This window comes from Streptomyces sp. (genome assembly GCF_036524955.1).
GTDB lineage: Bacteria > Actinomycetota > Actinomycetes > Streptomycetales > Streptomycetaceae > Actinacidiphila.
Genome location: NZ_DATDBG010000129.1, coordinates 1 through 13972, shown reverse-complemented (window position 1 = coordinate 13972; position 13972 = coordinate 1). Strand labels below are relative to the sequence as shown.

At 70.5% G+C, this 13972-nt stretch carries 11 protein-coding genes; 8 read left to right on the top strand and 3 right to left on the bottom strand.

The features are described from left to right. Positions 1-22: 22 nt before the first annotated feature. The 5 genes from VIW71_RS10820 to VIW71_RS10800 are packed head-to-tail and all read left to right on the top strand — an operon-like array spanning position 23 to position 5790. The gene (locus VIW71_RS10820) at positions 23-1096 is read left to right on the top strand and encodes a FecCD family ABC transporter permease (RefSeq protein WP_414720724.1); all 1074 of its coding nucleotides are present in this window, start codon (positions 23-25) and stop codon (positions 1094-1096) included. Beyond that, on the top strand, positions 1093-2121 hold the full coding sequence (locus tag VIW71_RS10815; protein ID WP_331621876.1) for a FecCD family ABC transporter permease: 1029 nt from the start codon (positions 1093-1095) through the stop codon (positions 2119-2121). Before VIW71_RS10820 ends, VIW71_RS10815 begins: the two co-directional genes overlap by 4 nt. Positions 2122-2168: 47 nt before the next feature. Further along, positions 2169-3053, top strand: a complete 885-nt coding sequence (locus VIW71_RS10810; protein WP_331621875.1) for an ABC transporter ATP-binding protein — start codon at positions 2169-2171, stop codon at positions 3051-3053. Then, entirely contained in the window at positions 3050-5101 is a 2052-nt protein-coding gene (locus VIW71_RS10805) for a penicillin acylase family protein (protein ID WP_331621874.1), read from the top strand. The genes VIW71_RS10810 and VIW71_RS10805 overlap by 4 nt, the downstream gene beginning before the upstream one ends. Beyond that, positions 5098-5790 carry a GNAT family N-acetyltransferase gene (locus tag VIW71_RS10800; RefSeq protein ID WP_331621873.1) on the top strand — a complete coding sequence of 231 codons (693 nt, stop codon included), beginning with the start codon at positions 5098-5100 and terminating at the stop codon, positions 5788-5790. Before VIW71_RS10805 ends, VIW71_RS10800 begins: the two co-directional genes overlap by 4 nt. 55 nt (positions 5791-5845) lie before the next feature. Here the strand turns inward: VIW71_RS10800 and VIW71_RS10795 are convergent, their stop codons facing one another. The 3 genes from VIW71_RS10795 to VIW71_RS10785 form a co-directional block, all read right to left on the bottom strand. Next, a complete protein-coding gene (locus tag VIW71_RS10795) occupies positions 5846-6604 on the bottom strand; it encodes a hypothetical protein (protein WP_331621872.1) in 759 nt (252 codons plus the stop codon). Beyond that, positions 6601-7362 (bottom strand): hypothetical protein, encoded by a 762-nt coding sequence (locus VIW71_RS10790; protein WP_331621871.1) that lies wholly within the window; start codon positions 7360-7362, stop codon positions 6601-6603. The genes VIW71_RS10795 and VIW71_RS10790 overlap by 4 nt, the downstream gene beginning before the upstream one ends. A 408-nt stretch (positions 7363-7770) precedes the next feature. Beyond that, positions 7771-8871 carry an NADH:flavin oxidoreductase/NADH oxidase gene (locus VIW71_RS10785; protein ID WP_331621870.1) on the bottom strand — a complete coding sequence of 367 codons (1101 nt, stop codon included), beginning with the start codon at positions 8869-8871 and terminating at the stop codon, positions 7771-7773. Positions 8872-9609: 738 nt separating this feature from the next. Between VIW71_RS10785 and VIW71_RS10780 the strand changes: the two genes are divergently transcribed. From VIW71_RS10780 to VIW71_RS10770, 3 genes are all read left to right on the top strand, one after another. Continuing rightward, on the top strand, positions 9610-10824 hold the full coding sequence (locus VIW71_RS10780; protein WP_331621869.1) for a CapA family protein: 1215 nt from the start codon (positions 9610-9612) through the stop codon (positions 10822-10824). A 499-nt stretch (positions 10825-11323) separates the two neighbouring features. Beyond that, positions 11324-12682, top strand: coding sequence for a glycosyltransferase family 2 protein (locus tag VIW71_RS10775; RefSeq protein WP_331621868.1), 1359 nt, complete (start codon positions 11324-11326; stop codon positions 12680-12682). A gap of 141 nt (positions 12683-12823) precedes the next feature. Next, a complete protein-coding gene (locus tag VIW71_RS10770; protein WP_331621867.1) occupies positions 12824-13849 on the top strand; it encodes a glycoside hydrolase family 113 in 1026 nt (341 codons plus the stop codon). Positions 13850-13972: the final 123 nt, after the last annotated feature.

Below are 13972 nucleotides of genomic sequence, written 5' to 3'. Positions count from 1 at the left end.
CTCACCGCCTCGGAGCTCAGCCGTGTCTGTCACCAAGTCCCCCCAGGTCCACGGAACTTCCCCCGGCGGCCCAGCGGGTCTCGCAGCGGGCGCGCAGGCGGGCGGAGCCCGCACCGCCCTGCGAGCCGCCGGACTGCTGATCGCGGTGCTGGTGCTGCTTGCGGTGCTGGCGGTGAGCATCGGTGTCGGCGCCAAGGCGCTCTCCCCCGGCGAGGTCTGGCACGGCCTGGTCGAGCGCGACTCGCCGAACTACGCGGTGGTGCGCCAGATGCGCCTGCCGCGCACCCTGCTCGGCCTGCTGGTCGGCACCGCGCTCGGGACGGCCGGGGGCGTCATGCAGGCGTTGACCCGCAACGCGCTGGCCGACCCCGGCCTGCTCGGGATCAACGCGGGTGCCTCGGCCGCGGTGGTCACCGCCGCCTCGTTGTTGGGCGTGGCCACCTTCGACGGCTACGTCTGGTTCGCGCTGGCCGGCACCGCGATCGTCTCGGTGCTCGTCTACGCGGTCGGCGGCGGGCGCGGAGCCACCCCGGCCCGCCTCGCTCTGGCCGGGTCCGCGCTCAGCGCCACGCTGTACTCCTACGTCAGCGCGGTGATGCTGCTGGACACCAGTTCGCTGGAGAAGATGCGCTTCTGGACGGTCGGTTCACTGGCCGACGCGCGCCCCGAGACCGTGCTCAAGGTGCTTCCGTTCATCGGTACGGGCCTGGTGTTCGCCCTCGCGCTGGCCCGTCCGCTGAACGCCCTCGCGCTCGGGGACGATGCCGCCAAGGCGCTCGGCGCCCGGCCAGAACTGGTGCGCGGCGCCGCGATCCTGGTCGTCACCCTGCTGTGCGGCGCGGCCACCGCGGCCTGCGGGCCCGTCATCTTCGTCGGCCTGATGGTCCCCCACCTGGTGCGCGCGCTGACCGGGCCCGACCTGCGCTGGCTCTTCCCCTACTGCGCGGTGCTCGCCCCGGTCCTGCTGCTCGGCTCCGACGTGCTGGGCCGGTTGCTGGGCCGTCCTGGCGAGCTGCAGGTCGGCGTGGTCACCGCGGTGATCGGCGGACCGTTCTTCCTCTGCTTCGCCCGCCGCGGAAAGCTGGCCCAGGTATGAGCACGATCCGTTTCGGCGACGGCTGGTCGCTGCGCTACCGCCCGCGCGCCCTCGCCGCCGGCGCCGGCTGCTCGCTGCTCGCCTTGCTGGTGAGCGTGCTCAGCCTGGGCAGCGGCGACTACCCGATGAGCCCGGCCGAGGTGGTACGGGCGCTGACCGGCGGCGGCTCCCCCGCCGAGGACTTCATCGTCAACCAGTTGCGGCTGCCCCGGGTGGTCACCGCGCTGCTGGTCGGTGCCGCGCTGGCACTGGCCGGCGCGCTCTTCCAGTCGCTGGTGCGCAATCCGCTCGGCAGCCCGGACGTGCTCGGCTTCACTCAGGGCGCCGCGGCCGGCGCGCTGCTGGTGGTGGTGGCCGGCGGCAGCAGCCTCGCGCTGGCCGTCGGCGCAGTGATCGGCGGCGTGGTGACGGGTGCGGCGGTCTGCGCACTGGCCTGGCGCGGCGGCCTGCACAGCGGCCGGCTGGTGCTGATCGGCATCGGCACCGCGGCGATCCTCACCGGCGTCAACGGCTACCTGCTGACCCGCGCCCGGCTGATGGACGCGGCCCGCGCGGTGCTCTGGCTGACCGGCAGTCTGGACGGCCGGGGCTGGGGGGACGCCATACCGTTGCTCGGTGCGCTGGGCGTACTCGGGCCGCTGGTGGTGCTGGGCTGCGGGCGGGCGCTGCGGACGCTGGAGCTCGGTGACGACGCGGCCGCCGCCCTCGGGGTGCGGGTGGAACGCCTGCGACTCGGCCTGCTGGCCGCCGCCGTGCTGCTCGCCTCACTCGCGGCAGCCGCCGCCGGACCCGTCTCCTTCGTCGCGCTGACCGCCCCTCAACTGGCCAAGCGGCTGACCCGGGCGCCCGGCCCCAACCTGCTCGCCGCGATGTGCACCGGCGCCGCGCTGCTAATCACCGCCGACTGGGCGGCCCAACAGCTGGTCAGCGGCCACCAGCTGCCGGTCGGCGTGGTGACCGGCCTGCTCGGCGGCGGCTACCTGGTCTGGCTGCTGGCCGGCGAACGGCGGGCGGGCCGGATATGAACGCGACACCCACACCGCGGAGCGCACCGCACGACGGAGAGGCAGGCATGACCCAGAACGGAGCACGACTGGCAGGTGACAGGCTCACCCTCGCCTACGAGCAGCGGACGATCGCCGAGGACCTGACCGTCGCCGTCCCCGACCGGTCCTTCACGGTGATCGTCGGTCCCAACGCCTGCGGCAAGTCCACCCTGCTCCGCGCGCTCGCCCGCACCCTCAAGCCGGCCGCCGGAACCGTGCTGCTGGACGGTCAGGACATCGCCCGCCTGCCGGCCAAGCGAGTGGCCCGCGTCCTGGGCCTGCTCCCGCAGTCCTCCGTCGCCCCCGAGGGCATCACCGTCAGCGAGCTGGTGAGCCGCGGCCGCTACCCGCACCAGGGCCTGCTGCGGCAGTGGTCGGAACACGACGAGCGGGTGGTCCAGGAGTCGATGGCGGCCACCGGGGTCGCCGAACTCGCCGACCGGACGGTCGACGAGCTCTCCGGCGGCCAGCGCCAGCGGGTCTGGATCGCGATGGCACTGGCCCAGGAGACGCCGCTGCTGCTCCTGGACGAGCCGACCACGTACCTGGACATCGCGCACCAGGTCGAGATCCTCGACCTGTGTGCCCAGCTGCACGAGGAACAGGGCCGCACCCTGGTCGCCGTGCTGCACGACCTGAACCAGGCGGCCCGGTACGCCACCCACCTGATCGCGATGCGCGGCGGACGGGTGCTGGCAGCCGGGACACCGGGCGCGATCGTCACCGCCGAGCTGGTGCGGGAGGTCTTCCAGATGCCCTGCCGGGTGATCGAGGATCCGGAGACCGGTACGCCGCTGGTGGTGCCGGCGGCCCGGCGGAGTACGTGGCGTCAGACCACCGCGCCGACCACGGAGGACGCCGGTGGTCACGGCCGGGCCGCGTCGGCCGCGCCCGAGGCGGCCCGGCCGTGACCCACGATGTCTTCCGCGACGACTGGGGCATCCCCCACCTGCGAGCCGGAGACCCACTGGAACTCGCGTACGCCCAGGGGCACAACGCCGCCACCGACCGGGCCTGGCAGCTAGAGGTCGAGCGGCACCGGGCCCAGGGCGGCTCGGCCGCCTTCCTGGGCGCCGACCACGTGGACTGGGACCGCTTCGCCCGCCAGGCCCAGCTGGCCGACACCGCCCAGCGCTGCTTCACCCGGCTCGGCCAGGCCACCGCGACCTGGGTCCGCGCCTACGTCGACGGGGTCAACGACGCCCTGCGCGAAACCGCCCACCGAGCACCGGAGTTCGCCGAAACCGGGCTCGCCCCCGGCCGCTGGGAGCCGTGGACCCCTCTGGCACTCTGGCTCTCCCACCACATCCTCTTCGCCGGCTTCCCGAGCAAATTGTGGCGCGAGCGGGTCGCCGAGCAACTCGGCGACCGGGCGGTCGGCCTGTTCGCCACCGACGGACCCGCCACCTCCGGAAGCAACGGCTGGCTGGTGGCCGCCGACCGCACGGCGACCGGCGCCGCGCTGATCGCCGGCGACCCGCACCGGTTCATTGAAGACCCGGGGATCTACCAGCAGATCCGCCTGGCCTGCCCCGAGTTCGACGTGATCGGGCTGGCTGTCCCGGGCGTCCCCGGCATCGCCCACTTCGGGCACACTGGCGGCGCAGCCTGGGCGATCACCAACGCCATGGCCGACTACCAGGACCTCTACCGCGAGCGGCTACGACGCACCGAGCATGCGGTGGAGGCGCTCGGCCCGGACGGCTGGCGACCGGCCACGGCGCACATCGAGACCATCGAGGTCGCCGGCGGCGAGCCGGTGACTGTCGAGGTGGTCGAGACCGAGCGCGGACCTGTGGTGATCGGCGGCCCCGACGGCCCGGGCGAGGCGGTCAGCCTGCGCTGTCCGCCCCGGGTTCGCGAGGAGCTGGGCTTCGAGGCGCTGCCGGCGCTGCTGCGGGCGCGGACCGTCGCGGACGTCGACGCGGCCTTCGACCGCTGGGCCGAGCCGGTCAACGTGGTGCAGGCCGCCGACACCGCGGGCGGACTGCTGCACCGGGTGGCCGGCGCCGTCCCTCTGCGCCACCCGCGCAACCTGGTCCGGCTGGTGCCCGCCTGGGAGCCCGGCCACGCCTGGCAGGGCTGGCACGCACCGCTGCCGCGCGCCCAGGTCGACGGCTACGCGGTGATGGCCAACGAGCGCGGCCTGGCCGAGCCGCTGGGCGTCGAGTTCTCCGCGCCGCACCGGGCCGAGCGGATCACCGAACTGCTGGCCGCCTCCACTTCGTGGACCGGCCCGCGGATGACCGCCGTGCACACCGACACCCACCTCGCCTCCAGCAGGCCGCTGCTCGACCTGCTGGCCGGCTTGACCGGGCTGAGCTCCGCAGCCGAACAACTGCGCGAAGAACTTCTCGGCTGGGACCGGCGGATGGCGGCCGACTCGGTCACCGCCGCCCGCTACGCGGCGCTTCGCTCGGCCGTGGTGCGCCGCCTCGCCGCCGAGCCGGCACTGGCCGCGCTGGCCGGACCCACCGGCCGTCCGGCGCTCTTCGCGCCCTGGCTCTCGCTGACCTCACGCATCGGCTTCGCACTGGAGCACCTGCTGAGCACCGACCTGCTGCCGGACACCGACCCCGCGGCGCTGGTCCGCGCCGCCGTCGAGCAACTGGCCGGCGGGGAGCTACCGGTGACGACCTGGGGGGAGACCCACCGGCTCACCCCCTGGCAGGCGCTGCCCGAGTCCGAGTCACCCAGCCGCCCCGAGCTCGCCGGCGACCACGACTGTGTGCTCTCCACCTCCTGCGTCCCCGGCCTCACCGACCTCAGCGCCCGCGCATCGGCGGCGCGGTGCGTCTGGGACCTCGCACGCCGCGACGACAGCCTCTGGGTGGTCCCCTTCGGTGCCAGCGGCCTGCCCGGCGACCCGCACCGCCGCGACCAGCTCCCGCTGTGGCTGAGCGGCGCGCTGATCCCCGTGGTCACCGACTGGAACAGGCTCAGCAAGGAGCAGGGATGACGACCGACCGACGCGCCCGAACCGGGAACACCTACGAACAGGCCGTACCCGGTTTCGGTACCGTGCTGATCCGCCCGCTGGACCCGGCGGGCGACGCCCGGACGGTGCACCGCTGGGTCAACCAGGACCGCGCCCGGTTCTGGGGCATGGTCGGCCGCAGCCGTGAACAGGTCCAGGAGATCTACGAGTTCGTCGACTCACTGACCACCCATCACGCCTACATGGTGCTCCGCGACTCCGCCCCCGTCGCGCTTTTCCAAACCTACCGGCCCGAGCACGACCCGCTCGGCGACCACTACCAGGTCGCTCCCGGAGACCTCGGCTTCCACCTGCTGATCGCCCCCGCTGCCGGCAACCCGCAGCCCGGCTACACCGGCGTGCTGCTCTCGGTCTTCCTCTCCTTCCTGGTGACCGACCCCACGATGCAGCGCATCATCGCCGAGCCTGACATCCGCAACGAGAAGTCGATCACCCGCCTGCTGCGCACCGGCTTCGAACTCGGCCCGGAGATCGACCTGCCCGAGAAGCGCGCCCGCCTGGTCTTCCTGCCCCGGGCCGACGCCGAAGCACTTCAGCAGCGGACCACCGCCCGCCACGAAGCGAGCGGATTCCACCCCGCACCGGCGCAGCAACGTGTGGACGGGGTTCAGCCGAGGTCGGTCCCGAAGCCGCCATGGGAAGAACTCTGAGCTGAGCCGGCCCGAGGTCAGCGGCCACTGCTCCCGAGTGAGTGGCGCGTGAGCCTCAGGCTGGTCGGGTCAGGATGCGATACACAGCTTGGCCGTCAGCCTCGGCATCGGGATCGCGCAACTCCCGCCAGGCTCGATGGTTGGGGTCGGAAAGCTCCTTGGCCAGCGCAAGCTTCTTGCGATCACTCTTCGACAGCTCGCTTCGCAGCGACAGCGGATTGACGGGCAGCGACAGCAAGAAAGCCAAGTCCCTGTAGTGCTTGGCCTTCGGGGCGGTCGGGATTCCAAGCGCCGCAGCCTTCCCTACGATTGCGCCGAGCAAACTGGGACGCCTGATTGCGCCCGGGCGCCCGTCCAGCTGAACCGAAACGCTGGTGGTGCGATGCAACGCCTGGCGTCCCGCGGGCACTTCCAGGGTCACTCCTGGGGGCGATGTCGTGAGGTCAGCGCGGTTTCCGAGTTTGTCAGGAGCCAGCACGTCAACCGTCAAAGTGCCATCAGCATCAATGCGCGTGTAGCGATAGACCTTGCCCTCAGGCGTTATGCCGGCAGGTTGGAATCCAAGGTCCTTCAGCACATCGACCAACAGGAGCAGGCTCTGCTGGTGAGATATCACGTCAGCCAGGACATCGAGATCCTGACTGGCGCCTGGAGGCGTCCTCCCGTGCTCCAAACCATGCAAGAGCACCATTTGCCCACCGATCAGAGTCCATACATCAGGCATCCGGTCGGCAATATCAAGGAGGACGCCCCAGAGGCTGACGAGCGGCCCCGTGATGAGGTCTGATTCGAGCCGTACGACCGGTTCGTTCACGCCGCTCTTGAGCCAATTCGCTCAGGACGGGCCAGCAGGGGTTCGATGATGCCGACTGCGGCGACACTCGCTCGATCCTCGTGCGCGTCCAGCAAATCCGCGGCCACGACCGACGAGGGAGCGTCCTTGCCTCGTTCACCGGCTTGGCTCTCGTGCTCGCCGGAACCCGACTGGAGAAACGGCCACGCACTGACAGGCGGAACCCGCACTACGAGGTTCCCCTGCTCAGCGTCCGGCATCATGCCGAACTCAGCCTCCAACGTGCCAAGTCGTTCGGGATGCACATAGACCTCTGCCTGGCCAGGAGCCACGTAGTCCGCGCCGATGCGAGGCGCCGCGCTCACGCCGGCACGCACCACGTCGGGGTGCTCCAGAAGCGCAGGAAGCACACCCCGATGAACGCGATAGCGTCGGGACTCAGCTCGCGACGACAGCAGCCTTTGCAGGTCGTCGGTTGGCAGCGCACCGCCATGAGCCGCCAGATTCCGCAGACGAGTCAGCAGGCGCGAGCGCTCCGGTGCAGACAAGTCAGACGGACGACAGCCTGAGAGGATGGCGAGCGCACCCCAAGCGTTCCGAGGCGACAGCGGTCGCCCGGACCGCGGAAGCCGCTTCCGATCCTGCACGCTCCCGGCTCCTACCAGCCAGCGACCGTCAACGCGGACTCCCTGCAGCTTGCCCTCCTGGAGCAACTGACGCACACGCGACTCATCCACTGCCAGAGCTCCGGCAGCCTGTCGTACGGAGAGAAAGTCCATGTCACACCACCTTGCGTCTTCCCTAGCGTGCCCAGGAGGGAACACGCAACAGTGTCCACCACCTGGGCCATTGCGTCAAACCTCCCGAGCCCAGGAGGGAAGTCGCAACCTTGGAATCCCAAGTAAAATCTTCACCAAGCACCACCTCGCAACAGGGCCGCCCATCGATACATTCCGTGACCAAAGATCGGCTTAGCGTATCGACGAGCGATCCCGGGAAAACCGCTCACCCGACTACTCTGAGCAATATAGGCAGCTCAGAGGGCCTAGCACCATGCCATGACCTTGGGGCTGTGCCGAGGCCGCCGTCAGCGGCCCGTGCGGAGGACGTCGGGCGCGGATGTGGGCTGTCCGGCAGTACGTCGAGCGGGTCCGGCGCGCTCCCTTGCCCGGGAGCGCGGACCGCTGTCAGAAGGCTCGCAGATACGGGTGGGGGACGCGGCTTTCGGTGCCCAGAGCGCGGGCGGCCCGCAGCGGCCACTGCGGGTCGCGCAGCAGCTCACGGCCGAGCAGAACGGCATCGGCCTCGCCCTTGGCCACGATCGCCTCCGCCTGGTGGGGGTCGGTGATCAGGCCGACCGCGCCCACCGGCACGTCGGCCTCAGCCCGGACCCTGGCCGCGAAAGGCACCTGGTAGCCAGGAGTGGCCGGGATGGCCACCCCGGGCACGTTGCCGCCGCTGGAGACGTCCAGCAAGTCCACGCCGCGGACCAGCAGCTCCTTGGCGAGTCGGACAGTCTGGTCGACCGTCCAGCTGTCGTCCTCACCCGCGGCGTCACTCTCTGCCAGCCAGTCGGTGGCCGACACCCGGAAGAACACCGGCAGCTCGTCCGGCCACACCTCACGGACTGCCTCTGCGACCTGCAGGGCGAGTCGGATGCGGTTGCCGAAGGAGCCCCCGTACGCGTCGGTGCGCCGGTTGCTGCGTGGCGAGAGAAACTCGTGGATCAGGTAACCATGGGCGCCGTGCAGCTCCACCACCTCGAAGCCGGCGCGGTGGGCACGCCGGGCAGCGTCCGCGAATTGCCGTACGACGCGGGCGATGCCGTCCGCTGTCAGCTCCTCGGGGACCGCGGCGCCCTCGTCGAACGGCACCGAACTCGGCCCGACCGGTTGCCAGCCGGGGGCCGCGCCACCCGACGGAGTGTGATTCCGCCACGGCCGCCCGGTTGCCGCCTTCCGTCCCGCATGGGCCAGTTGGACTCCGATGCGGGCGCCCTGGTCGCGTACGAAGCGGGTGAGGCGCGCGAACGCCTCCTGTTGGCGGTCGTTCCACAGTCCGAGGTCCCAGGAGCTGATCCGGCCTTCCGGAGCGACCGCTGTGGCCTCGGTCAGCAGCAGCCCGGCGCCGCCGATCGCACGGGCGCCCAGGTGCGCGAGATGCCAGTCCGTGGGAGCGCCGGTGTTGGGGCCCTCGCATTCCGCCGAGTACTGGCACATGGGCGCCAGAAAGATCCTGTTGGCTATGGTCAGTGACCGCAGGGTCATCGGCTCGAACAACACGCTCACGGCGAATCCCCCCTTTCTGTTCCGCCCGTCAAGGCGCCTCGTACACCAGCACGCATCGACGGAAGAATCCCTCGATGACCTCGGGACGCACCCTGGCGAGGCCAGAGTGCCAACGGGGTCGCACGCAGGGCACGGAAGCCACTTCCATGGAAAGGGATGGCCCGGGCCCCACCCAATGGCGCAGGTGATCGCTGAACCAAACGTCTTCGGTCCCGGAATGCTCTGATGTCACACCGCCAGCGGCTGCCATGGCGGTATCCGGAATATCGTCAGTCATGGCGTACCGAGCGCCGCGAAAGCGTTTCGACGACGTGACGGATATTCCTCGGCCACAGCACGTGCCCCTGGGAGCATCGGTACGTCGCGCGACAAGGCTTCACCTGCCAGTGAGGAGTGGGGACCGATGGCAGCAGTTTCACGCCTGCCGTTCACAAAATCCATGTAATCTGGATCACATAGGGTGAGTGCGGGTGGGTGCCGCCCGAGGTGGGCACGACTTCAGGGTGGCACCGGCTGCCCCTTGCGGTGACCGGCTCCGTCGCCGACGCACTGCATTTCACGGAGTCGCACGGTAGAGTCTGACTCACCGTCGGCTCACCGGGCGGACCGCTTGTGTCGCGTCCCCGGTCGAGCGGTATTCGTTTTTTCGCGTGCCCGGCCGGGAAGAGCAGGAACAATCGATGTGTATCGCGCCCCGCGTCCGGGCGTTCGGCGCGCTGATCGGACGATGGAGGCCATATGCCTGATGACGCCCGGAGAATGCTGGTGTTCGCGGTCGGTGACGTGTTCATCGACCGGCCGGATCCGTCGACGGCTTTCAGTCGTAGCGGCGACTCGTTCGCCGGTGCGGACATCGTGTTCGGAAACTGCGAAGGTGTCTTCAGCGACCGGGTCGAGCGGGCGCCGAGTTGCAGTGCCCCCGTGGTGGCGGCCGGGGCGAACGCCATGCCGCTGGCGAAGGCCGGTTTCTCCGTCATGTCGCTGGCGAACAACCACAGCGTCGACGGCGGCCACACGGGGCTCTTGTCGTGCATCAGGACGCTCGCCGACCTGGGTATCGCCACCGTCGGCGCGGGAGCGACCATCGCGGAGGCCCGAACGCCTGCCGTGCTCACCGGCCGGTCCGGGACGCGAGTGGCGTTCCTCGCCTACAGCGCGGTGTTCCCCCACGGCTATGAGGCCCATGTGGGCCTCCCCGGCATCGCGCCGCTTCGCGCGCACACCCGCTACACCCCGTGGGAGGTGAACGAGTGGGCGCCGGGGCTGATGCCGAAGGTCACCACAGAAGCCGTCATGGAGGACATGTCCGCGCTCGGCGAAGACATCCGCAGGGCGCGGACCCTTGCGGATCTGGTGTTCGTCAGTTGCCACTGGGGTGACGCCACTCAGCCCGCCATGCTCACCGATCACGAGAAGCGGGTCGCCCACCACGCCGTCGATGCCGGAGCCGACGCGGTGTTCGGGCACCACCATCACATGCTGCGAGGGGTCGAACTGTACGCCGGCCGACCGATCTTCTACGGCCTCGGCAACTACCTGTTCGACCTGCCGAACCTGCCGGAACGGCTGAAGGAAACCGGCTATCTCGGGAGTTCCGACCCAGCCGATCGAATGGCGGTACGACGGCGGTGGGGGGCTTACGGCATCCACCCACGCGAGGGCTACCCGCTGTTGCCGTTCCATGAGGACAGCCGGCTGACCGGGATCGCGATCGTGAGCGCGGGGAAGGACGGAAGCCTCGCAGCGGGGTTCAGACCGGCTCTGGTGGGTCCGGACAACGAGCCCGTCAGGGTGCGTCCGGACAGCCCCGAAGGACGCCAGGTGCTGGAGTACCTGCAGGCCTGCACGGATGCCGAGGAACTGGGGTCGAGGCTGATATCGCCGCTTCCGGACTCGGGCCTTCCGGACGACTGCGTCCAGGTGGTCTCCGGCCTGCCCGGAGCGGTTCAGTGATGAGGCTGTCCCACACCAGCACGACGGGGCTGCCGCCCGCCCGTCACGACCGGCAAAGAGGGCCTGGACCGGGAGGTCACCCATGACCGGTCGTGCGGTGCCTCTCGCGGTACGTGAGGGAGCCGCGTGCCAGAAGCCGCCCAGCGGCCTCGGCCACAGCCACCCCCGGCCGGCTCCCCGACAACCTCCAAGCCCAGCTGCGGCCCACCACGACACGGGGACCACCGCCCTGCCCGACCCCGTTCCCTCCCGCACTGAAACGGCAGGAACCGGACACACCCGCCGGCCCCCTCACGCCGGAGCACACGTGAATGATCGAGTCTTCACGGAAAATCCACGTGCGTGATAGAACGAGCGGAGCGTATTTCACCTTCGTACTCTGAACTCTCCGGACATGACGTGAGGGGCCATGACTGTTTCGGCCGAAGATGCCGGAGTGGCCGTATCCCGGCGTGCCGCCAGACTGATGAAGCGCCAGGCCGCCTGGAAACCGGCGATCATGCCATTCGTCGTGACCGCGCTGCTGGCGTACGCCTTCTCCTCCTCGCTGTACCACCCGAGAACGACGGTGATGGGCTGGGTCGTCTCCGTTCTGTGGACGCTGCCGATCGTCAGCTCGGTCGTCGGCGTGACCGGTGCACTGCTCACCAGGCGCCGTGTGGGCCGGCAGCGCGGCTGGGTCTCCGCCGAGCCGGTCCTGCACGACCGGCTGATCGTGCTCGTACCGACCATAGGACGGCACGACACCTACCCGGCCCTGGAGCGGTCGGTGCTGTCGTACTGCGAGTTCATGCCGGCCTGGTTTCCCGACCTGCGCATCGAGATCCTCACCGAGGAGGGCTGTGAGGCAGCGGAGCGCATCGACGCACTGGCCGCGGTCAGCCCCCTGACCCGGGTGGTGACGGTGCCCAAGGCGTACCGCACACCCAACGGCACCCGCTTCAAGGCCCGTGCCAACCACTACGCGAACGAACTGCGCATCGCCGAGGGCGAGGCCATGGACGACGTATGGGTGCTGCACATGGACGACGACACCGGTGTCGGCCCGGACACCGCCGAGCAGGTCGCCCGGTTCGTCAACGCCCAGCGCCGGGCGGGCGCCGACGGCAAGCACCTGGCCCAGGGCATGCTTACCTATCCGCGCGAGAACGCCGTCAACAGCCTGACCTGGCTGGCCGACGCCATACGCCCCGCGGATGACATCGCCCGCTTCGCCGTACTCACCGGCGGCGGGACTCCGCTGGTCGGGCTGCACGGGGAGCTGCTGCTGCTCCGCGCGTCCATCGAGGCGACCATCGGCTGGGACTTCGGCCCGGACTCGATCTGCGAGGACGCGCACCTCGCCCTGATCTTCTCCAGCCGCTACAAGGGGCGCAGCGACTGGTTCTCCGGCCGAAGCTACGGTGCGTCCCCGGCCACCATGCGCGACTTCCTCAAGCAGCGCGAGCGGTGGTCCTGGGGCCTGGTCGGCCTCGCCTTCAACCGGACCCTGCCCCGGCGCTCCCGGGCCCTGCTGATGTACAGCGTCACCACCTGGGTGATCGGCCCGTTCCAGCATGTGGCCGTCGTCCTGGCCGCGGGTGCGCTGCTGGGCGACCTCAACACCTCTCCGGTCACCCCGTGGATCCTGCCGCTGTGGGCGGTCACCATGGGCTACGCGGTCTGGATGTACTGGGAGGGGCTCAAGATCAACGCCTCCGTCTCGGCCGGCGGCCGGCGGCTGTGGTGGGAGCCGGTCGCCCTGGTCGCGCTGATGCCGTTCTTCGCGTTGTGGGAGGCGGTCGGCTCGTTCAAGGGGCTGCTGCGCTATCTGCGGGGCACGGAGAACCAGTTCGTCGTCATCGCCAAGCCGGCCTGACGCGCCGCCATGCGACGTACCGCGTTCCGCCCGGCCGCCCTCGTCAGCCTGTGCCTCACCGCCGTACTGCTGGCTGCCTGCGTTCCCTCCGCGAACGGCACGAGCGGCAGCGCGCGACCGAGCGGATCCGGGAGCGGCACGGTGTCCTCCCCGCCCGCCCCGGCGAAGGTCGCGGACCCGTGGCAGCCCGGCGATCCGCAACTGGGCGCACAGGTGCTCTGGTACGCGGGGAACGAGACGGACGCCACGGTGCGCGCCAAGGCGCTGCGGGTGGTCGACTACATGGTCGGCAAGGACATGAACTCCTTAGCGATCTCCTTTCCGTTCGGCACCCGGGCCCCGCAGGCGAACGAAGTCGCCGCGACCGCCGCGACCCCCTCCGTCCGACACCTCGCCATCCTGATGGACGTCGCCGCGGCGGCCGGCCTGCGGATCACCCTGCGGCCCCTGCTCGACGAGAGGACCCTGATGGCCGAGGACCCACTGGCCTGGCGGGGCTCGCTCGCCCCCACCGACCGGGACGCGTGGTTCCGGTCGTACGAGAGCTTCCTCGCCCCGTACTTGTCGCTGGCGGCCCGTCACCACGCACGCACCTTTGTGATCGGCGCGGAGCTGACGTCCCTGGAGGACGACTCCCGCTGGCGGGGCATCGTCTCGGCCGCCGGCAAGCTGTTTCCCGGGGAGATCTCCTACGACGCGAACTGGGACGACTACGTCTCCCGGCGGATCAGCCTCCCCGTGAACCACCTGGGCGTGGACGCCTACTTCCCGCTCAAGACGCTCGGCGACGACGCCTCCGTCAGCGCCATCGTGGCCGGCTGGCAGAAGTGGCTCGACCGCAAGAGCACCGGCAAGCTGCCCCGGATCCTCCTGTCCGAGGTGGGCATTCCCGCAGAGGACGGCGCCTACCACCACCCCGGCGTCTGGCGGGACGCGGGGAAGCCACTCAACCTCGCAGTGCAGAAGACCTGGTTCGCCGCTGCCTGCCAGGTCGCCCGCGACCGGGACATGGCCGGCCTGTACTGGTGGAACATCGACTTCCACGCGGATCCCGCCGCCGCCGACCCGCGCACCGACGTCCACTCCTCCTTCCTCGGCCGACCCGCCGAATCGGCCATCACCTCCTGCTTCCGGGCCTGGGCCGCCTCGGCCTCCGGAGACCGATGACTGCCCCCACGAACGACCCGTACCGGTTCGACGACGGACCCCAGCAGATCCACTGGGACAGCGGAGGGTACGGCAGGCACGCCGCCGACGACTGGATCAGGGGGTACGTGACCGCGCCGCCCC